Here is a 20,271-nt window from a genome sequence, read left to right on the forward strand (position 1 = left end):
ATGAGCGATTATAACTTACGTCAATTAGAAAAAATGCACCTCCAAATAAGTGCATATAAGGATGGTAAAATTGATTTAAGGTCTTTGATTGAAGACCTTATGTTTTTAAGAGATGCTCTAGAGGAAGTCGAGCAGAAGTGGGAGCATGACTTTACAGATAGAATTATAGACTTAGAATCAGCGTACTCTTATGCATTAGAGAAAAATGCAGGCAATTTAGACTCCTTGACACAAAAGATAGTTGAAGATGCGCTTCCAAAATTACAATTTCTAATTGAGCAAAAAAAACAATGTTATTTGGTTAATAAATCTAGTTAGTTGTAGCACACCAAATTATCATCATACTTTTTACCAAATTATTGGCCATATAGTTTGGTGGTAATTTAAGTAGATAAGCCCCTGTTAATCAGCGGGCTTGTTTGCACTCATATCATAGTTTTACATATGATAAGTTTCGTGAGAGGTTCTCTGGTGGGAATAGTTCTAATGCCCAGGATCGGGCTGATCAAATAATCTGGAGTCAGTATCAACTGGCTTCTGAATTTTTAAAAAATCGGAATAAAGACTGTGATTGCTCAAAGAAGTACAGTAGTTGATCATAAAATAGCTATTTATGTTGCATAAATTAAGTTTGAATGAAGTTGATAAGGTGCTTTTTGAACAAGGTACTGACCTATATAAGAATGGCGCTTTGAATAAAGCGCTGCCTATATTTGAATCATTATCACAAGCTAATCCCGAGTCACCTATGCTTACAGCAACGCTCGCAAATCTTTATTGGGACTTAGGTCGTATTGATATTGCAACTGAATTTTTTTATAAAGCAGTAAAATTAGGGCCTAAATCTGAAAAAATATCACGCGGCTTGATGCATATATTATGGGAGCAAGATAAAAAAACAGCTGCAATAAAAGAAGTTCAGCGTTTTCTAAAAGAAGGGAATGCCTCTGAAAGTTATATAGAAATAGCAAAGGAAGTTAATTTGAAGATGAATGCCAACATATCCATCCCAGAAAATAAACTTAAGTAATTTAATATCAAGCTTTTACCTTGTTATATTTAGTGTAGCAAACTGAATTGCCGTTATACTTTTTGCCTAGTTATTTATCGTACAGCTTGATGGTAATTTAAGTAGGTAAGCCCCTGTTAATCAGTGGGCTTGTCTGCATTCCCATCGATTTATTACCTCATTCATCTACTTCATCAGACTAAACGACGCTTGCCGTCTATCCAGGCAAAAATAGGCTTTGACATGAAGTCTCCTTCTACAAGGGAAAAACTACTTATAAGCGCACTGCAAGTAGAGGTAGACTGGTAAAATATGAAAATTATTAAAAAAGAGTTTACTTTTAGGCTAACGTCAGCAATCATTGGCATTATTAGGTACAAGAGACTGTTTGCTTGTCCTAGTGTATAGCTTTGTTATACTTCTGTTCCGAACATCATAATAGGAATATGTTAGATCCATTAGCTCAGCTACATATTTTTTAACTTCCCCAATTTTTCCTGGATATATTTCATTCTTTATTCCAAGGTCAATATTGAAGTAAATAGTCTGTGCTAATTCTTGTATTAGATATTTGGACAGATTGTATAGCTTTCTCATTTCAATATCGCCATATCGTGGACGTAAGTTTTCGGCTACCGTACCAAAAAGAAGATATTTAAATTCAGCGCAGCTTTCTATGTGAGAATTTAGGATTGTAACATAGGATTCTAGTTTAAATTCTATGTCCTGCCACAGCACGATATTCACGTCGTTAAACTTTTCCTGAATATTTTTCTTAATATCGACACCTCTTTTTGTGATGATATGCATTGCTTGATTGTATTTAATATTTTCCATTGTCTGTAGATTAAAAATTTCCGGCTTGTCAGCAATAACAATCGTTAACCTAGGCCATTCTTTCCTGATAAAACTCAAGTAGTTAACAAGTGATTTTTTATCCATAAATCTTGGTTTAAAGATACTTATTCCAATAAAAGCAGTATCATTCAGCTGTTGCATGCAGATATTCCAATTGATCATTTATCCATTTAACAGCTATTCTCTTTTCGAAACTTTTTGGTAGAGCAGAGCAGAATCCGCTAACTTCCATGATGTTCAACCTAGACATTCTCAAGTAAAATTCTAATAGCTTCGGTAAGTCATTGGGCTTCAAAATATATTGAATTGTTATTAATTTATTATATGACCATTTGTTTACCAACAAAAATTCATTTTTGATTTGACTTAATGCGCTATATAGCCCGCCCTCAGAGTTTATTAATTGGTGTAGGTTAGGCTTTTTCACTGCCAACTCTTTACCAAAAATGCAGATTCCATTATTAATAGATTGGTGCAAAAATAAAGGCGAAAGCAACTCCATTATTTGGCTAGTTATAAACAATAGGTGTAGCTGATTTTTATCGTCATTTAGGCTAATACCAAAGTCAGTATGTATATTATAATTCATTATCTTTGCATTAATATGTAGTTCACCCTCCAAATGACTTGACCACTCACTGACAAGAATAAGCAAATCGATATCTCTTGAGTGTTCTGTTTGTAGTGTGCTACCAAATAGATATATAGACTTAATTCCAATACCATTTGGAATGCACTCAATTATATCGAGAATGATGTTGTTAATTTTTTCCTTTTTAAGAGAGTAATTATATATACACTTAAGTCTTCTTATAGTTCTATTTATATCTAGTTCACTTTGACATAGTTTGCCAATAACTCTCCGTAACTCAGCATTCCATTCAGGCCAATATTTAGTTAAATACATAACTGATTTTCCAAACTCTATGCTGTTTGGTTCTACAATTGAGATACATTTTGTGTAGCCTTTTAGATAATGACTAATTCCACATCGACTGCTTAGTACAACAGGAGTTCCATGGCATATAGCTTCTAGTGCAGTTAATGGTCCAGGATCATAAAAGCTGGGAATTATCAGCACATCAATATTCTGAAAGAAATTTTCTAGATTATAAACATATCCTTGATGTTCGTAAGAAATTTCATTAAATGATAGGCTCCACAGAAGTTGTTTCGCTAATGGTCCACTACCAGCAAGAAATAGTTTTGCCGTGGGCCCTAAGTATTTCATGAAATCACATAGTAAATCACACCCTTTTTCAGATGCATATCTTCCTAAATAGCCAATACGCAATCTGTTAATTGGGGAAAAATACTGCTTGGAATATTTTTTTATGGGAATACCTAGAGGAAGAACCTCTTTTATGCCTTGAATCGAAAAGTACAGAGTACTATCTAAAGCCGATTTTTTATCAAAGAACGTTACGACATCAGAATTTTTTGCTGCCTCCCTTTGTAAATTTAAGGCTAAATTAAGCCCTTTCTTATCTGGCAATTCCAGAAACCCCTTTTTGAGCCTGACGTTCAGTACAGTATGTATTGTCAAAATTACTGGACAAGAATATTCTTGCCGAATTTTTTTTGCGGCCACCCAACACAACCAATCGTGACAATGAACTATAATACTATTTAAGGGTTGATCCAGATGATTAATAACACTCTCAAATAACGTAAAAAGCTGTTCGTTTTGTTCTATTAGGCTTTCGCTAAAATTGCTGGAGTGACCAGAAGGTTCAGTACGATACCAACCCTCTTGAGATAGTCCACCTTTATAGTTATGAAAGCCAGGAAAACTCATAGCTAGAGGGATGTGTTTGACGGCATTGCAAGATGATTGCGAATCGAGAAGATAACTTAACCATTTCCCTATTCCAGCTACTTTATCAGGTGGTGCTTCATGAGTTAGATGTATTGCTATTATCATTAGTTATCTGACCAGTACTTATCAAGACAGCATCGTAATTTCCTATAGCTGATATCCTTTTTCTTGATTAAGTAACTAGGAATAGCTATTGATAGTGCAATTAAAGAAGTGATAGCCTGGTCTAATATCATTAATGGCATAAAGTCTCGAAAAAACAAGTTTATAAACAGGACTACCAAAGCTCCATAAACACTGATTCGAAATATTATTTGATATAACAATTTAATAGATATGTTAGATGATAGATCAATGACTGCAAGATTTGCAAACTTGGATATTTGAAATTCCCAATTCTCTCTTGCGTTGAAATATTTCTGGTACCTAATAGCTAAGAAAGCACCAATATTGGCAACTCTCTTGCTATTTACAGAATAACTGGAAAGCGCAATCATTGCTAATACAGCGGGCAAAGTAAATAAAAACCCAAGTAAAAAAGGTACTTCATTTGACAATGAAATTGTAATAAAGAAACCCCAGATAACTGTTGATGCAGTAACAATCATCGATACACCGGATGCATTATTATTTTGTAACTCAGCGACTTCTCTACGTAGAGACTGATATTGTAGTTGAAGCATTTCTGGGTTAGACACAGTTTCATTTAGTAATGTATCCTTGAATTCGGTAAGTCCATTATTGATTAAGTCACGAACATTAATGAACTTGACATTGGCTCGCGCAGCCAAATTTCTGTCTTTCGAAGAGTCTCCGACGTAAATACATTCTTCAAATGTTTTATTAATCGACTGGATAAATCGACATAGTGACTCACAGTCAATGTATTTGTTTGAATCCGAATAGATATCATCAAATGAAAAAGGAAGTGAGTTATTAGCTACTTGATTTACAATAAAGTCTTTATTTGATCTTGAGAAGATTATATTTTCACACTCCGCTATATCAGGTATAGATAGTATCTCCTTGATGCACGGTAACAGATATGGGTTTTTGGGTTGCGCGTTATTGAATAAAATTTCAAACTCTGAATACTCTCGGCTCTCTAGATTGCTAGACTTGAGTATGTTGTATAGCCCTTGTAATGACATGGGGAGCGCTTGCTGAATGTTATGCCATGTAGTTTCTGGAACTTGGGAATACATAGCTACTAGGGCTTCACGAATCCTTCTATTGCTATCTACCAAAGTGTTGTCGAAGTCCCAAATAATAGTTTTCATTGGGTATTCATCAAATGTCACGAGATAGGTTGACTTAAGACATAAGACTTACATTCAGTGGTATGTCCGCTACAGTGCTTTGTTACAGCTCATTACCGATTCTCTTTTGCCTCTCAAGACCAAAAATTGGTTGTCGGCGCATACTCTTACAAAAACCATCCAAACCAGGATATATATTGGCTGAATTGATATTCATTTTGTTCAGTTGTCGAAGGCCTTCAAGCCTCTGACTGGCAGGAATAATAATTTTAAGTACATAACCATTATGAATATTGTAATCATTTAAGATCTTCCCATGGCTTAAGTCTAAAGTGTTCGTAGCTACAAATAACCCTTGTTGCGAGAGTAATCGTTGATTAGAGAATGTAGGCTCAAAAGCAAAAAGGCAAGGATCATCTTTTGAGCTAATAGGCTCAAGTATTCTTGAATAAACTTTGAGTCTATTTTTTCCGAAGTATTCATCATCATCATTACGAATGGCATCATGACTAATGCAATAAACAGAGGCATCTTCTTCACCAAACTCTAAGGCAAAGTAGAGCGCAACGTAGGGCGAAAACGAAAAATCCAACAGTCTTGTTGGGGCTCCATGGTGCTGCATCAAAGACAACCAACTTAAATGATCTTCAAATTGAGGCAAGTGATCAAGATACAAATGAGCGTTACATTTGAAACGGTCTATCATTACCTTTTCATGCTCAAACCTACTTAATCGCTTCTCATTGCCATTTTTCAATTTATGTATTAACTGAGCTTCTTCGAATGCACGATGTAATGAGCTTTCCAGAGGCCAACTCGAGTCAGACTGCCCCCTATAAATCCACTTGCGAAAATGCTTACACCTTACAAACTCATCAAATTCGCTCCAATTTCTTATGGTTTTAGTATCCATCGTGATTCCTAGTTATAACCTAATTAACATTAACTGATTAAATTCATAGTTTTTATATCCAGATTAATATTTAACTACTCTCTATAAATAGCTGATTTTTAATAGCTTCAATGAGTTTTATATTTCTATTACACGTCTGAGTGGCCTAATATTTTGTGTCATGCTGACGCATAACTCGCTTTATACATCACTTAACTAAACTGACACCTGTTGTATACCCCGAAGCACTTACCGAATGCTTTGCCTTCTTTACCACCCACCGACCATCAACGCCAATCCTTACTCCTTGAATAATCACAGGCCGTTCAGCGATTAATTCAGGATTACCCACTACAGTTATACTTAAACTGGCTTCTGTATCATTTAATCCACTTAGTTTGGCTTTAGCACTGGCTTTGGCTGCTTCCCTGGTCGGATATACCATTTTAATAGTATAGGTCGGTTCGCCATTACCCACCTTAACATGCTCTGTCTTACCACCTTCAGCGCTGTGATACTTAGCCATCACACTTTTATAATATTGCCTGTCAGGTGCTTTTAAACTCCATTTATTAATTTTAGAAATTGTTATAGGTGACAATTGTTTACCAGTAGCCGTTTTAGTTTTTCCTCGCTCGACAAACACTAAATGTTCCATCATCGGCTTAACAATTGCCCCATGATCTAACGCAATGCGACTTAAAAAATTAATATCAGATTCTTCTGTCTGGTCTATATGATCAATGACAATGGAGGTAAATACTTCTGCAATTTTAGGTTTCAAACCATTGTCATTGGCCACTGTGGTGACAATATCTACCAACTTTTTTTGATGCCATGAGCGTGATTTAGGGCTACGGAGTTGATATCGAAGGTTTGCCCCTTTAGCTTGAATGGTCATTTGGTTAGGTGGGCCAGAAAGTGACACTTCATCAATAATAAAATCACCCATATGAATGTTCTGGATAGCGACTGATAGCCTAGTGCCTTTGGCGGGTATCGGTAAATTGCCATCATGATCAGAAAGTTTAAGGGTTACGCTATCTGACTTGATACCCGCTTCATCGGTAAGCTCTAGGCTGATTAGGTGGTTTTGGATGTTAATGGGGAACGATGGTATGGTGACTTGATGCTTTATAAACATGGTGAATAACTGTAAAAGAAAATACCTATATTTTTAAATTACTCTTGTAACAAAAAAGCAAATTGATTAAAATTCGTTCTTTTTTATTGGCTTAGCTTTAAGGTGCTTTAGAAGCCGAAACCTAATTTGAGTAAAAATAAAGATGGAAAATATTGAGTTTGGGTTGATATATGCTATTGGTGGATCATTAATCCTTTGTTTTGTATTAAAAATATTGAAAATCGAATATAAAATTTGGCAACCTGTAGTAGCCTGCATTGCATCAGGAGTGTGTGCGGCTTTTATTCCTACTGCTGGAGCAGGACTAATTTCTTTGGGTGTTATGCTTCTCGTTTTAAAATTAGCTATAGGTGAAGACTGGGAATCTATTTGGCTCCCTGTTGTTATAACACGCCTATCTTTAGTGCCAGTATTTTTAATGTTTGGCTCTTGGTAATAAGAAATTAATTATCTTTATATTTTTTAAGTTGATGAAATAAATTAGGACCATAAATTCTCAGACACCTGGGCTTTAAGGACAAGCTTAGGTAGTTTAATCTCAATCCCTGCAGCTAAAACTGGCCCTTGCTCCACTAACCTAGGATTGGCATCTAACACCTGCAGCACAAAGCTTTCATTACCATAATACTGCTTACAAATCCAATCCAGGGTATCACCGTCTTTGGTTCGGTAGACTGTCGCCATAGTAGGTTATGCTCACACTGAATTCAATCTTACGGCACTTGCCTTCTTTATCCGGGTAGGAACCGCTTTCACTGACTTGGGTAATACACCAGTAGCCGAGAATTTCACCAGTACCGGCTACCAGGATAAAGGGCGCACCTGTACCCGCCAGCTCAACCATATGAAGCAGGCTATCACGACTGCCATACTGGCCAGGGTACATGGTGCCGGTTAAAGTCATGGTTCGCACGGTTTCCCCGGTATACTGCTGCTGGGGATAACCCCCGATAATAGGCTGACTAGCCCATTTAAATTGCCATTGTTGACGTAGTTGTTGGTAGCTGGCTGTTTTAATCGAGAAGATAAAATCACCCAGCTTAAGCAATGTATAACTCATAGAGTCGCCATATCCATGTCGTATAAAGCACTTCGCTGCCTGGCTTCAGCTTCCTGCTCGCGCTCTTCAAGTTTGGCATTAACCTGCTGAGCAATTTCTTCAGCTGACATGCCTGTTGCCCCCTGAATCGTGATCGGTGCATTGATGTGGGTGGTAGCATTCATGTTTTTTTGTTGGTTGATTTGCTGCAGCCGCCTTTCGATTTGTTTGGCATTGACGCCTTGTGTCGCTTGTATCTGGGCTCGGCGTTGTTCCATCCGTTGATTAACTTTGCCTGCAACGGTTTGCTTTTCTTCTTCGTCATCACCCGTAAACCAGCGCTTAATGCCTTTTAGTTTTTCAATGGCGGTATTAATCCATTTAAATTTACTACGTAGCCAATTAATGGCGGGCTGCCAGATTTTCATCATTAACCCTAACGGCGAATAACTTAAAAAGCTTCTGGCAATACCTGTTACTCCACCATCAAATGCCTTACCAATCCCATCCCATAGTTTGCTAAAAAAATCACTGATGCTATCCCAGTTAGAAACGATATAACCAAGCGGCGTGAAGTTGAGAAAGTATTTTTTAATTATTTCAAATGCATAGCTGCAAGCATTAGCAATCGAATCAAATGTATCCCCTAAAAAGGTAGAAACGGTGCTCCAGTTGGTATAAATCAACGTAGCGCCAACAGCAATAAGTTTAATGATTAAGCCAATGGGATTGGCCATCATGGCTAAGCCCACAGCTTTAATGGCTGGAATTAATGCCACTATTGCCGTTCCTGCTGCTAATACGGCACCGACTAATTTCACCCCAATTAATGCGCCTACAACAGCCGCAATATTTTTCCAGCCAATAGTGGCCTCAATAAAATGATTAATTTGACTGGCAACGGTAAATACCGTTTTACCCAGGCTCCACATAAAGCGACCCACATTCACTAAGGAATCTGCTATGTGGATTAGCAATTGATTAAAGCGAGCACCGTATTTTTCATGAAAGGCTTTAAACTTAATCATCATTCGGGTAACCAAGGGCATAAACTTGGCCCCAATGGATGTACTGACACTGCCAATGATTTGTTTAAAGTCTAAAAAGGCATCCTGAAAATCCTCGGCATTTTTAGCATCTTCTTTAGAAATTATATTACCAGTCGCTCTGGCGTCTTTTCTTAATGCTTCAAGGCCCGCTTTTCCGCCATTCAGCATATTCACCAGCCCAACACCCTCAGTGTCGAATAGCTTCATGGCCAGTCGTACACGATCCGCTTTATTGGGGATATGCTTCATCGCTTCTGAGATTTGCTCAAACTGCTCTTCAGGTTTCAGTGAGTTTAACCACTTAGCATCTAGCCCTAATTCTTTGAGCGCTTTACCGGTTTTACCAATCCCGGCAGCCGCTTCCGACACCCGTCGTACCATCCGTTGGGAAGCGGTATTAAACTGTGCCGTCGATACCCCAGAGCGTTCAGCGGCATATTGATACTCTTGGAGTCCTTCAACAGTAAACCCCAATTTAGCTGCATGCTTGGCAATGGGGTCACCACGATCAGCCGTGGATTTAACCATGGCCAATAGGCCACCCGCTGCCCCGGCTAATCCACCGGCCGCCCATTTACCGGCAGTTTTTAACTGGCCAAGCCGTCTCAACCCTGATTGCTGAAGTCCTTGAAAACGAGCAGTACGCTGCAACTGTCGCTGTGTGCGGGCTAGGTTATTTAAATTCACCCCATAGCGTTGTGCAGAGCGAGAGGCCCGTGATAAGGATTGTTCGGTACGCCGAATCGCATTGGCTAACTGTTGATTACTTCCCCCGGCTTGTTGCTGTTGCCGACGTAATTGAGCCAAGCGTTGGCGATACCGATCTACCTGTCGTACAGCGGCCAGTTTTTTATTGGTTTCCCGGTAGGCTTTACCTAATTTACTGGCAGCGGATTCGGTTTTTTTAAAGCTTTTTGCCAGCGACTTATCAATATAAGCGCCAATAGCAATATTGAGTTTATTGGCCATGATTATGGTTGCTTAGGAAGGGATTGATACCAATCAAGCAAGTCGTCGAGGTCCATGTCTAACAGCTCAGACAATGGCGTACCTCGCAGGTAATAAGACAGGTTTAAACAGATTTGCTGGACCGATCGCCAGTCGAGTCTAAAAAACCCGCCACCACATCATTCAAGTGTTGAAAATCAGCGGCATCTAACTCTTCTATGGTTTTAATATCCAAGCCGGATAAATCCGCAATCATATGGATACTTTGGCTAATTTCACCGCCACCGCGTTTTTCAATATTTTTCATGTCTTTGGTTTTAGGGCGGCGTAAGGTGACTTCGTTAATGACTTCGCCATTGATTTCGATGGGGTAATTTAATTTAATAATTTCGCTCATGGTGTACCTATTGTGTTGTGTGTTTGTTTGCTTGTTAGCTGGTTGAGATAGTTGGTTTTTTTATAAGCCTAATAATTCACGGATAGTTTGCATGTGGTCAGTGCCTTCTACGTTACGGACATGGTTAACCACATCAATCTCATAAATCAGCTGGTTGTTAATGGTGAGTTTGTAGTAATCCAGTTTGAGGGTGGCGGTTAAGCTGGATAATTCCGCTTGTTTCCATTCCCCAAAATCCAGTTCACTGACCAAACCACGACAGACCGCATCAATCCCTTGTTCACCCTGGCCAGGATTGCGCAGGACGCCTTTAATATTAAACGGCACCTGTTTGCCTTTTTGAAAACCAAAATGCTTAAGGACGTCGGTATTACAGTCGTCAATGGTAAAGCTCAGCTCCATGGCTTCCATCCCCAAATCCAAATGGGTTACTCCATCCATGCCGCCACCTCTAAACTCTTCAGTTTTAAGGGTAAGCTTGGGCAAGGTAATGGACTGGACCCGTCCCGCTTGGCTAGCCCCATCAATAAATAACGTGGCATAAGCGACGTGATTAGCGTGCATTAAACACCTCCTTAAAATAATCGTCGGTTAAGGTGGCATTGAAGGTGATATGTTCCGCTGGTGCGGGGGGCGTAAAATCAAAATTAAAATACACCTTGCCATCGGCTAAAGCATCCGGGGTATTTAATTCAGGATCAGCCCAGCAAGTGCCACCTAAAATAGCACCGATATTTTTTAACCGGCGCAGATAATTATTTACACCTTCAGTGACATCAGCGATGTAGTTTTTCGTGATATTACGATCCACTGCCCATAGGTGTGCCCGTTGCAGTGAGTCATAAATAATTTCTGCGGTACGCACTACACTGACAAACGCCCATTTCGGATCACCACTACAAGTCCGGTTACCCCAGAGACGGTAGCCGTCTTCTTGAATAATGGTAGTGACATCATGGCTATTTAAATAATTGGCTCGGCAGTTTTTATCCCCCAATTTAAAATCAATCGGTCGAGCCGTACCTAAAATGCCGTTAATTAATTTATTCGACGGGGAATGCCAAAAGCCATGATCGTTATCAATTTTAGCCATTAATCCCGCCACACGAGCCGAAGGGGGTTCAATGACAATGCCACCTTTACCTTCGTTTATGTCGCTATTCCAGACTTTAACCCACGGATCGATTAGGTAAGCGTAACGCTTACCAAATACATCACGATATTTAACCGCCTCTTCACCGGTCGTATTAGGGCCATCAATGATCGCGATACCGCCTAATCGCTCTGCTACGAGCACCAACTTTTGGGCGGCGGCCTTGATATGTGAAAATTCTGGGGCAATTAAAATCCGGGGCTCGACATGGACCGTACTTTTAGCATCCAGCAACGCATACATGCCGGTATTAGGTTCACCTTGCTTACCAATAATGGCATTCAGTGCCGTATTTTCATTATCTGTGGTTTCTGGGGATACAGGCGGTTTATCGTTAACCCGAATAACCACCACCATCGCCCCAATCTGATCAAAAATACCTTGCAAGGCGGCTGGTAACGTCCCTTGCTTACCGAGTGCTTTCGCTTTTTTTAAGCTGCCGGCTAATAAAATCGGGGTGTCATAAGGAAAAACGTCGTCTTTCGCGTCGGGGGCTGTGCCGACTAAACCAATCACACTGCTTTTAACGGTACGTATGGGGCGTGGGCCGCTGTCAATTTCAACGACCTCGACGCCATGGAGAAATTCACCTGGCATGGGGGTTCCTTTTTATGATTAAAGAATGAAGTCAAAAATACAAGGTAGGGTAAATTTATTTAAAAGACTTCGAAGGTAATAGTGGCACTTTCAATATCTTCATATTCCAGTGGTAGCCCTTTTTTAACTTGTTCAGTCGTTAAGCGCTTTATTCCCATTGAAAATAGTTCTTCATCACCATCAATCGTATCGTCCGGGCTAACTTTTTTCACATATTCACTTTGATGGTTTTGCATATACAGCAAGTCATCAATGATATCACCGGTTAATGTACTAATACTGACTTCACCGTTACTGTTATTGCTGGTCAACCAAAATTCATCATCACTATCTAGTTCAACACTCATGTTGTCACCATGTTTGTTTCCTCTCATGGTAAATAATGCAGTATGCGCCTTATCAACTGACTGGATTAAAATATTTCCTTTCTGCTGTTGATTTCTAATTGTGACTAATAAACGAAAAGAACGATCTCGATAGCCTAGCGGTAACCATAGCGTACCTTTGCCGGAAACTTGTGGTCGATATATCCGTTTAGATGCAATGATCGTTGGGTAAAATTCACTGCTTTCAATTTTCCCTAACAACACATCGTCATAGCTTGAATCAAAAGATACATGTTGTTCATCCAAACCATGAGTATTATACGTGCCATCCTCTAAGTCTCTTAAATTGAAGCCTGTAGAAGGTGACCATCGTAAGTGATAGGTTTTGTCTTGCTCATAGGAGAATGTACGTTCACCTTCTGAATAACTTGCCGTATTGAAGTTTTTCCACCCGCGCCAGCGTATAATTTGATTGGGCTTTATCGTTAATAATTGGCTACTCAGATTGACTTTAAGCCGGTTATCGTCATTCAGTATTTCTGCAGCAACCGGTATTTGTGAAAAACTATTGGCTAACAAGTTTTCAACATATGAGCGAGAAGCCAATACAATTGCAGGATCAATTTTAAGTTCTACATTCGCTGTATTACTTAGCTCAAAAATAACCTTTATATATAGGCTACTACCACTACCTTGAGCCAAAGTGGGTTTATACGTTTTCGGGTATTTACCGATGGCAATTAAATTATCATCTGTATCATACAGTCCAAATTCAGTAATATAAAAGTTACCATCTTCTTCAGGGATGACCGTTTCAATCACCAGCCAATGATCGTTATCCGGGTCTTGGAAAATACTATTAATAGGCCCCTGCCATTTTTCTCTAACCAGTGATGTATCCGTTTCTTTGGGGTTGGTTTCTTTACCGCCATCTTCACCACCGTCACCCACTTTCAGTTTGGTGATTTTAACCGTTTTACCCAATGCTTGGGCATTAATAATCCTGGCCTGCCCAAGCTTAGTGAGCAGACTAAAGTATTCTTGATTCAAATTTAGGCTCCTTTGGGATAGATCGTGATGGTATTAACTGCTTGATAGCCCGTCACCAGTACCCGGCAAATGTTGCTTGTCAGTTGCGTTGTAATAAATGGATAAATCTGGTGTGTCACAGCACTTTGGTAACCGGACGTCAAACAAGTACACAGCTGGCTATTCATTTCTTTGGTTAAATAGGGAATAACCGTGGTTTGTTGACCTTGTTGACATGTCACTGCCACACGCGGCATTTTTGTTTTATTGGTTAAATAAACGGTTAAGTCAAAATGACTCCGAACATTTTTAGTACGCTTAATTAGCCGATTAATATTGTCGTATTCTTTTTCAGTAAGGCCACGGGTTTCTAAATTCACATCGGCTTTAAACGTATAAGGCTGGCCGTTATATTCAAACCATTCGGTTACCGTGATATCTACACCTGTTGCAGCCAACGCTTTTTTTACCGCGCCAAGGGTGCCTTTATGTCGATGCACTTCAATGGATGCCTTAATGACATTACGCTTGGTTTGCTCTTCCCAAGCTTCGTCCCATTCATCCACCGATAAGGCCCAAGCCAACCAGGGTAAACAATTAGCCGGGCAAGACTCAGGATGCCAGACGTGATTAGGGTAAGCGGGTATTTCACTGATACGACGGGTACTGTCGGCTAACCCTTCCTCTAAAGGAGTGGTGTTATTCGGTAGTAAACTCATGAAGTTATGCGAGGGTAATGAAAATAGATTTAGCTTTAGGCGCTTGAAAAACTTTGGCTTGAATATCAGAAGTTGGAGCAATTAATTCGACGCGAGTAACGCCCCCCATATGCAACGCATCATAAATACCCGATAAGGCGACGGTTTTACCCAGCTTATAACACTGATCAACATACGTATTTAAGGCAGCCGTCGCCGTATCCATAATGGTTTTGGAAGACGGCCCTTGTTGTACATGCAGTTTCGCATCAATGGCATAGTCGATAATTTCCGCCGCTTGCACAGTAATATGATCAGTTAATGGCCTGACATCTTCATCATTTAACGCGGTTAACAACGCCTGTTTTATTTCCTCATCCGGTGCCATATCCGCTTCATCAGCCAATGGTCGCCGTAAAAAAGTAATAACCACCTCGCCCGGCTGATCAGAATACACCGAGACATCGGCAATTTGATCATGGGCATTATGGGCATGGGCTAAATATGCCCCAACCGGGCCAGCGGTTGAATACCCTTCAGGGCCTAATTGAATGCGACGACGAAAGTCTTCATCAGATTCCATCACAGCAGGTGTGGGTGGCACTTGATTATCATCAGCCGGTTTAATCACTTTACGTTTAACGCCGTAATTCGCACCCAAATGATCTAAATCCGAACCTTGCGCATAAGCTAACATGACCGCTTTTGCTCGTTCATTAAATTGCCCTCTCTGTCAGGCTAGTTGTCGTTTTTATTCACTGAGATGACGACAGATAACTGATGGCTAAATATACCAAACAGCAAAAAGAAAATATCTTAAAGCTATTGCTCCCACCCGAAAATAAATCAGTCCCAGTGGTACACAAAATGACTGGCATTCCTCAGTCAACCCTGCATACTTGGAAAACCAAAGTGCGAAGTCAATCTGCCAACATGCCGAAAGAAACATCAAATCAAAGCTGGTCATCAGAACAAAGGCTTAATGTGATCATTGAGACAGCGGCCTTATCTCAAGCAGAGCTAGCAGCCTATTGCCGAAAAAAAGGGTTGTATGTTGAGCAAGTTGAGCAGTGGAAACAGGCATTTATTCAGCCAGAGCAACCCTCCCAGGAGCTAAAGAAAAGCTTGCAAGTGGAAAAGCAGCGGTGCCAACAACTTGAAAAAGAGCTAAAGCGAAAAGAAAAAGCACTGGCCGAAGCCGCGGCCCTGTTAGTCCTTCAAAAAAAAGCTCAGTCAATCTGGGGACCGGACGAGGAAGCCTAACGTCGTATGCGGATAGGCAACAAACAGTTCAGTTAATTGGGGAAGCCACAACTGCAGGGGCTCGGCAATTTAAGGCCTGTGAAGTATTAGGGTTAACCCCGCGCACTTATCAACGGTGGCAGCAAGGCGGTGAGCTACAACCGGATGGCCGCACCACTGCACAGCGTCCATTGCCGCCTAATAAGCTGCCTCCCAATGTTCATCAACAGATGCGAGAAACGCTGAATTCACCGGAGTTTGCTGACCTCCCACCTTCTCAGATTGTGCCTAAATTAGCAGATCAAGGTGAGTATATTGCCAGTGAAGCCAGCTTTTATCGGCTCATGCGGGCAGAAGGGTTATCAACCCATCGAGGGAAGACCCAATCTCGTCAACCCAAACCGAAAACCACCCACACGGCGACAGGCCCTAATCAACTTTGGTGCTGGGATATCACTTGGTTGCCAGGTCCCGTCACCGGCATCTTTTTTTACCTGTATTTGATCCTTGATGTTTTCAGCCGCAAGGTGGTTGGCTGGGAGGTGCACGATTGTGAGCGTAGTAGCCTAGCGGCAGACTTAATACAGAAAGCCTTCTGGCGGGAAAATCTCCATAAAATTCACCAGCAGCCCCTGATATTACATTCAGATAATGGGAGTCCAATGAAGGGAAGCGCTTTACAAGTCAAACTCGCTGAACTTGGTATTGAGCCTTCTTATAGTCGACCGCGAGTTAGCAATGACAATGCTTATGCAGAGTCCATATTTAAGACCACTAAATACCGACCAGATTTCCCTCACCAAGGGTTTACCTCATTAGAAAGCGCTCAACGGTGGGTTGATCAATTTGTTCATTGGTATAACCATGAGCATCAGCATAGTGGATTAAAGTTTGTAACACCGGTACAACGCCATACAGGTGAAGACCTAGTTATTTTAAGCCGGCGGAAACAGGTTTATGAGCAAGCTAAAGCAGCTTCCCCTAACCGATGGAGTGGGAATATACGAAACTGGGAGTTGGCAGATGAAGTCCACTTAAACCCTGAGAGAAATCAAACTCGTTAATATCCATTTAAAACTGTGCAACTCCCCTCTTTAATTGAAGCTGCTGAGGATGGATGCTTTGCATCGCAAGGCGTCCACCAGAAGGAGCAATGGGTGTTGTCTGTGTTATTAATAATTAGCCCTAAATTGATTATTAATATTTATTATGCCTCACGTTTTGAGATAGCTCGATGAAGATAAGAAGATAACACGACAACTACGTTGACAAACACCGATTGCTGGCGAATTAGCATTTCGCGATACGCGCAGACTTCTAAAATCTTCATGGCCGGGTCTGATTCGACTAAGGCTGTAAAGCTACTATCGCGCTTTTGTAAATCATCTAGCATGGATGCTAGGACCATTTCATAATCAATCGGCTCAATCACATCTGGCGCGGGTAACTGTGATAAATCAATGGCAGTAAATTCGCTCATACAATGATGCCATCCAATGTAATGGGTTTGCCTTCGGGTAAATAAATCCCTTCTAACGCAATCAATAACTCGCCAGGTTCACCACGAAACGCTTGCACCTTGGTGACCTTTATACGAGGTTCCCAACGGATTAAGGCTTCAGCGGTGGCCGCATAGATTTCCACTAGCCACTGACCATTCATGGGGCGATCCACTAATTCAGGTAAACGACTGCCATAGTCACGCCGCATCAGTCGGGTACCAATGCGGGTGGTTAGAATGTCAGTGATGGATTGGCGGAGGTGATAGAGGTTAGAAAGGGGTTTACCGGTTTGTCGGTGAGTGCCTTTCATAAAATATTTTAGAGGAGTTAATTACTAAAACGATTAACAACTAAAATTTAATGTCATTATAAAATTTTTATACCACTGATCCTAAAGAAAATATAGGTATATACATAGAAATCATCGAAAATCCATTTATAACTAGTGTTAACACGAATATTAAAACTGAAAAAGCAAGCATTGGGTTTTTACGGCGTTTTTCCTTACCTTTGTAAATTAATTTTTTTCTGTAAATAAGAGTGCAAATAGGTAAAAGAACCAGAAACACTAAGAAATAAAACCGATAAGTACTTAAAACAAACTCGGTAATAGCTGGTAAATCAGCCCCAAAACCAGCAAATACTTTTTGAAATTGTGGAATAACAAAAATTACTCCAATATGGATAAATAAAGATAAAACAATCAGCCCTAGTGATAGCAGTACAGCCCACGTACTCATTGACTCTATTTTACAGTCTTCAAGGCTTGATTCTGGTACAGCATAAGGCTCTTTCACTAATTTCTCCACAACGTGCTTTAATCCTAGATTTTGTAGCGCGTGTATATTAATTGAACAGACGCTGTTTGGCAATGCTATTGTTTAGCTCCTGTCGGCACCGCTGTACCATGACCTGGCACATCATGCCCATGGCCGTTATAAATATCCCGATCACCTTGCATACTTCGCGTGTGGTCGGTTATTTCTTGAGTGGCTTTAATATTCCCCTCAACCAATAAATCACCGACACAATGAATACCTTCGGGACTAATTAATTTGGTATTACCTGCACCGGTTAACTCAATGATTAATTCATCACTGCCTCGGTGATAGCTAAACCGGGCATGATTTTTAAACTGCCATACCCACTCATCTGGATCATGGCTAGGGGTTGGGTACTTGTTTTGATAGACAGCCGGTAACACAAAACCATTGGCTAATTCGCCACTGGGGGATAACACAATGACTTGCTCACCCACTTCCGGTGCCCACCAGCTTTGGTCATGGCCAGCTCTGGTGGTTAACCAAGGTAACCAGCCAGAGGTTAATTGATCGATTTGCACTCTGACGCGCGTGCGTTGGTGATCCACTTGGTGAATGGTGCCAGGGCGAATTAAGTTAACTAAAAGCCGGTAAAGCTCATTAACGCGAAACAACTCGGTAGTCATCTTTATGAGGGATTCCAATTTCAGGGGCGTCACTGCATAAGACAGTGGTTGGTGGTGTACCGCTGTCTTGCCAGATTGATGCTTCGGTTCTAATCACTTGCTGCCAATTCACTTGCCAGCGCTCGTAGGGTGTCTCACCCAGTGACATAACTTCTTGATCAGCGGTAATGTTTTTCGGGAAGTCCAGCGCGTCGCCTAAGTCCCATTGATTTGCATTAATCAGTAATGATACTTGAGTCGCCAAATCCCCAGCGTAGCCAACTTGGTGGCAGCAATAGGCAGTTAAGTTACATTCTACTGCGCCCGGCCCACTCCAATCGTTAGCAGGCTTAATTTGTCGTAGCTTAAGGACAATGGCGGGTAATACTGGCTGAACTAGTTGGTAATCAGTCAGCGCGGTATTGGAAACCATAGACAGCTGCTGCTGTACATTATTTAAAAACTGTTTAATTGGGCTTTTGTCTGGGGTGCTTTGCCGATCTGCCACTAAGGCTAAATCACCCCAGCACTCAAACTCCATAATCACCGAGTGCAGCATTTTTTCTGGCTCAAAGCCATCCGCACTGGATATCAGTTGCAGCCCTAAACCGGCAAACTCAGTTATACACTGCTTTTGTAGCAAATGTGCTTGGCCATAATTTTGGCTCCAAACAACCACCTGAAATACGCTGTTTTGTCCACTGATCTCAGTGGTATTAATACGGCCACTGCCTTGAGCTGCATTCACCCGATGGTAAGTGATGGCTGGGTATTTGGCTTTTTCAGGTAGTATGGTTGGGTAAGCTCGATCATCCACTAATGCGGACAAGGCTTGTTGGATTTTAATTTCAATCATTTAGCAATTCATCAAGCCTTTTTTCAATCAGCTCGATAACCTCCTGCTTAGCGTTGGAAAAATTGGATTGATCAACAGCGGGTTGAATAAAGGGCTTTTTAGCTTTTTGCCGGTTGTTGCCATATTCCATGGCTAACGCTTTTTGTACGACGGATGGCTGATGCTTTTTTTGCGAAATGCCCGAATAAACCACCGCAAATTGGTCTTTAGCAAAGGATTTATGATTAATCGCTTTTTTTAGTTCACCCGTATCAACCGGTGCATTCTGCTTCATCTGCTTTTTAACCGGCTTAATAATTTCTAACAAGCCTTGCCGTACCGCCCGATTAATTAGCTTTTCTTCTACATCACGAAACTGCTCGGTTAACTCTTCCACATCGGTTAAATTCAGATTAAGTTCCATGTTCTTCACACATCAGCTGTAATTCGCGATTGGCTTCTTTGGGGTTGAGTACTGCGTGAATGTCAAAAAGCCGATCTTTATACTTCACCCGACACTGCGGCTTAATGCCTGGCCGATAACGCATCGTTATTTTGTAATTAATGGCGTTATTAATTTGCTGGGCAGCAAAAAACTCTTTACCTGATATGGGATCAATGGCGGCTCTTGTTGTACATACCACGACCCAAGTTTTAGTGGGCTGGCCAAATTCATCTTTAGTTAACTCAGGTTTTTCAATGGTAATACGATGTTTTAAACGTCCAGCTCTCATAGGGATTTAAAACGGTATTTATTCCAAATCGTTTGGGTAGATAACGGTAATTCACTGACAACCCCGCCAATCACTACAGACTCCCGGTTGTTATACCAGTGGCCAATGAGCATGAGTAAACCAATTTCAATTTCACGGGTGATCACCACGGCGGTATCAGTGAGGTTTTCTTGCACTAGCAAGCGTTGTGTCGTGCTTTCAAAATGAGCGATAGCCGCCTCGGTTAATACCTGTAAATAGGCATCATCTTCGGTTATTTCTTCATCAATATTCAGGTGTTTTTTAACTAGGTTGAGTTCAAGCATAGTGATTGCC

25 protein-coding genes and 1 pseudogene are annotated in these 20,271 nt (G+C 40.8%); 4 read left to right on the plus strand and 22 right to left on the minus strand.

What is annotated here, in order from left to right:
* Positions 1–318: a hypothetical protein gene (locus G4Y78_RS19925; protein WP_163834676.1), complete on the plus strand. Its 318-nt coding sequence runs from the start codon at positions 1–3 to the stop codon at positions 316–318.
* Between the two features lie 295 nt (positions 319–613).
* Entirely contained in the window at positions 614–1,030 is a 417-nt protein-coding gene (locus G4Y78_RS19930; RefSeq protein WP_163834677.1) for a tetratricopeptide repeat protein, read from the plus strand.
* Between the two features lie 330 nt (positions 1,031–1,360).
* Here the strand turns inward: G4Y78_RS19930 and G4Y78_RS19935 are convergent, their stop codons facing one another.
* The 5 genes from G4Y78_RS19935 to G4Y78_RS19955 all read right to left on the minus strand — a co-directional run bounded on the left by G4Y78_RS19935 (position 1,361) and on the right by G4Y78_RS19955 (position 6,981).
* The gene (locus G4Y78_RS19935) at positions 1,361–2,008 is read right to left on the minus strand and encodes a hypothetical protein (RefSeq protein ID WP_163834678.1); all 648 of its coding nucleotides are present in this window, start codon (positions 2,006–2,008) and stop codon (positions 1,361–1,363) included.
* Entirely contained in the window at positions 1,992–3,791 is a 1,800-nt protein-coding gene (locus G4Y78_RS19940; protein WP_163834679.1) for a glycosyltransferase, read from the minus strand. The genes G4Y78_RS19935 and G4Y78_RS19940 overlap by 17 nt, the downstream gene beginning before the upstream one ends.
* Positions 3,791–4,966 (minus strand): HAD family hydrolase, encoded by a 1,176-nt coding sequence (locus G4Y78_RS19945; RefSeq protein WP_163834680.1) that lies wholly within the window; start codon positions 4,964–4,966, stop codon positions 3,791–3,793. Before G4Y78_RS19945 ends, G4Y78_RS19940 begins: the two co-directional genes overlap by 1 nt.
* 82 nt (positions 4,967–5,048) lie before the next feature.
* Positions 5,049–5,858: an FRG domain-containing protein gene (locus G4Y78_RS19950; protein ID WP_163834681.1), complete on the minus strand. Its 810-nt coding sequence runs from the start codon at positions 5,856–5,858 to the stop codon at positions 5,049–5,051.
* Between the two features lie 187 nt (positions 5,859–6,045).
* Positions 6,046–6,981, minus strand: a complete 936-nt coding sequence (locus tag G4Y78_RS19955; RefSeq protein ID WP_163834682.1) for a contractile injection system protein, VgrG/Pvc8 family — start codon at positions 6,979–6,981, stop codon at positions 6,046–6,048.
* Positions 6,982–7,123: 142 nt separating this feature from the next.
* Here G4Y78_RS19955 and G4Y78_RS19960 point away from each other — a divergent pair, with 142 nt between their 5' ends.
* Complete coding sequence (locus tag G4Y78_RS19960) at positions 7,124–7,417, plus strand: hypothetical protein (protein ID WP_163834683.1); 294 nt, start codon at positions 7,124–7,126, stop codon at positions 7,415–7,417.
* A gap of 44 nt (positions 7,418–7,461) precedes the next feature.
* Here the strand turns inward: G4Y78_RS19960 and G4Y78_RS19965 are convergent, their stop codons facing one another.
* The 9 genes from G4Y78_RS19965 to G4Y78_RS20005 form a co-directional block, all read right to left on the minus strand.
* Entirely contained in the window at positions 7,462–7,665 is a 204-nt protein-coding gene (locus G4Y78_RS19965; RefSeq protein ID WP_163834684.1) for a tail protein X, read from the minus strand.
* Positions 7,634–8,041 carry a phage tail protein gene (locus G4Y78_RS19970; protein WP_163834685.1) on the minus strand — a complete coding sequence of 136 codons (408 nt, stop codon included), beginning with the start codon at positions 8,039–8,041 and terminating at the stop codon, positions 7,634–7,636. The genes G4Y78_RS19965 and G4Y78_RS19970 overlap by 32 nt, the downstream gene beginning before the upstream one ends.
* Positions 8,038–10,038, minus strand: coding sequence for a phage tail tape measure protein (locus G4Y78_RS19975; protein WP_163834686.1), 2,001 nt, complete (start codon positions 10,036–10,038; stop codon positions 8,038–8,040). Before G4Y78_RS19975 ends, G4Y78_RS19970 begins: the two co-directional genes overlap by 4 nt.
* A gap of 103 nt (positions 10,039–10,141) precedes the next feature.
* The gene (locus tag G4Y78_RS19980; RefSeq protein WP_163834687.1) at positions 10,142–10,414 is read right to left on the minus strand and encodes a phage tail assembly protein; all 273 of its coding nucleotides are present in this window, start codon (positions 10,412–10,414) and stop codon (positions 10,142–10,144) included.
* A 60-nt stretch (positions 10,415–10,474) separates the two neighbouring features.
* Complete coding sequence (locus G4Y78_RS19985; RefSeq protein ID WP_163834688.1) at positions 10,475–10,978, minus strand: phage major tail tube protein; 504 nt, start codon at positions 10,976–10,978, stop codon at positions 10,475–10,477.
* A complete protein-coding gene (locus G4Y78_RS19990) occupies positions 10,968–12,164 on the minus strand; it encodes a phage tail sheath subtilisin-like domain-containing protein (protein ID WP_163834689.1) in 1,197 nt (398 codons plus the stop codon). The genes G4Y78_RS19985 and G4Y78_RS19990 overlap by 11 nt, the downstream gene beginning before the upstream one ends.
* A 59-nt stretch (positions 12,165–12,223) precedes the next feature.
* Positions 12,224–13,540, minus strand: coding sequence for a phage tail protein (locus G4Y78_RS19995; RefSeq protein WP_163834690.1), 1,317 nt, complete (start codon positions 13,538–13,540; stop codon positions 12,224–12,226).
* Between the two features lie 2 nt (positions 13,541–13,542).
* Positions 13,543–14,238, minus strand: a complete 696-nt coding sequence (locus tag G4Y78_RS20000) for a phage tail protein I (RefSeq protein WP_163832310.1) — start codon at positions 14,236–14,238, stop codon at positions 13,543–13,545.
* A gap of 4 nt (positions 14,239–14,242) precedes the next feature.
* Positions 14,243–14,914 carry a baseplate assembly protein gene (locus G4Y78_RS20005; RefSeq protein ID WP_163834691.1) on the minus strand — a complete coding sequence of 224 codons (672 nt, stop codon included), beginning with the start codon at positions 14,912–14,914 and terminating at the stop codon, positions 14,243–14,245.
* An 83-nt stretch (positions 14,915–14,997) separates the two neighbouring features.
* Between G4Y78_RS20005 and G4Y78_RS20010 the strand changes: the two are divergent.
* A pseudogene (locus tag G4Y78_RS20010) lies at positions 14,998–16,523 on the plus strand (IS3 family transposase).
* 143 nt (positions 16,524–16,666) lie between these two features.
* Here G4Y78_RS20010 and G4Y78_RS20015 read toward each other — a convergent pair.
* The 8 genes from G4Y78_RS20015 to G4Y78_RS20050 form a co-directional block, all read right to left on the minus strand.
* Positions 16,667–16,939, minus strand: coding sequence for a baseplate J/gp47 family protein (locus G4Y78_RS20015; RefSeq protein WP_163834692.1), 273 nt, complete (start codon positions 16,937–16,939; stop codon positions 16,667–16,669).
* Positions 16,936–17,271, minus strand: a complete 336-nt coding sequence (locus G4Y78_RS20020; protein WP_163834693.1) for a GPW/gp25 family protein — start codon at positions 17,269–17,271, stop codon at positions 16,936–16,938. The genes G4Y78_RS20015 and G4Y78_RS20020 overlap by 4 nt, the downstream gene beginning before the upstream one ends.
* Positions 17,272–17,338: 67 nt before the next feature.
* Complete coding sequence (locus G4Y78_RS20025; protein ID WP_163834694.1) at positions 17,339–17,758, minus strand: hypothetical protein; 420 nt, start codon at positions 17,756–17,758, stop codon at positions 17,339–17,341.
* A 77-nt stretch (positions 17,759–17,835) separates the two neighbouring features.
* Positions 17,836–18,408, minus strand: coding sequence for a phage baseplate assembly protein V (locus tag G4Y78_RS20030; RefSeq protein ID WP_163834695.1), 573 nt, complete (start codon positions 18,406–18,408; stop codon positions 17,836–17,838).
* Positions 18,383–19,243, minus strand: a complete 861-nt coding sequence (gene gp17 / locus G4Y78_RS20035) for a tail completion protein gp17 (protein WP_163834696.1) — start codon at positions 19,241–19,243, stop codon at positions 18,383–18,385. The genes G4Y78_RS20030 and gp17 overlap by 26 nt, the downstream gene beginning before the upstream one ends.
* On the minus strand, positions 19,236–19,646 hold the full coding sequence (locus G4Y78_RS20040; protein WP_163830729.1) for an HK97-gp10 family putative phage morphogenesis protein: 411 nt from the start codon (positions 19,644–19,646) through the stop codon (positions 19,236–19,238). Before G4Y78_RS20040 ends, gp17 begins: the two co-directional genes overlap by 8 nt.
* Positions 19,636–19,956: a phage head closure protein gene (locus tag G4Y78_RS20045; RefSeq protein WP_163830730.1), complete on the minus strand. Its 321-nt coding sequence runs from the start codon at positions 19,954–19,956 to the stop codon at positions 19,636–19,638. Before G4Y78_RS20045 ends, G4Y78_RS20040 begins: the two co-directional genes overlap by 11 nt.
* A complete protein-coding gene (locus tag G4Y78_RS20050) occupies positions 19,953–20,261 on the minus strand; it encodes a head-tail connector protein (protein WP_163830731.1) in 309 nt (102 codons plus the stop codon). Before G4Y78_RS20050 ends, G4Y78_RS20045 begins: the two co-directional genes overlap by 4 nt.
* Positions 20,262–20,271 lie beyond the last annotated feature (10 nt).

It is taken from the genome of Spartinivicinus ruber, assembly GCF_011009015.1.
In the GTDB taxonomy this organism is placed as follows: Bacteria; Pseudomonadota; Gammaproteobacteria; order Pseudomonadales; family Zooshikellaceae; genus Spartinivicinus; species Spartinivicinus ruber.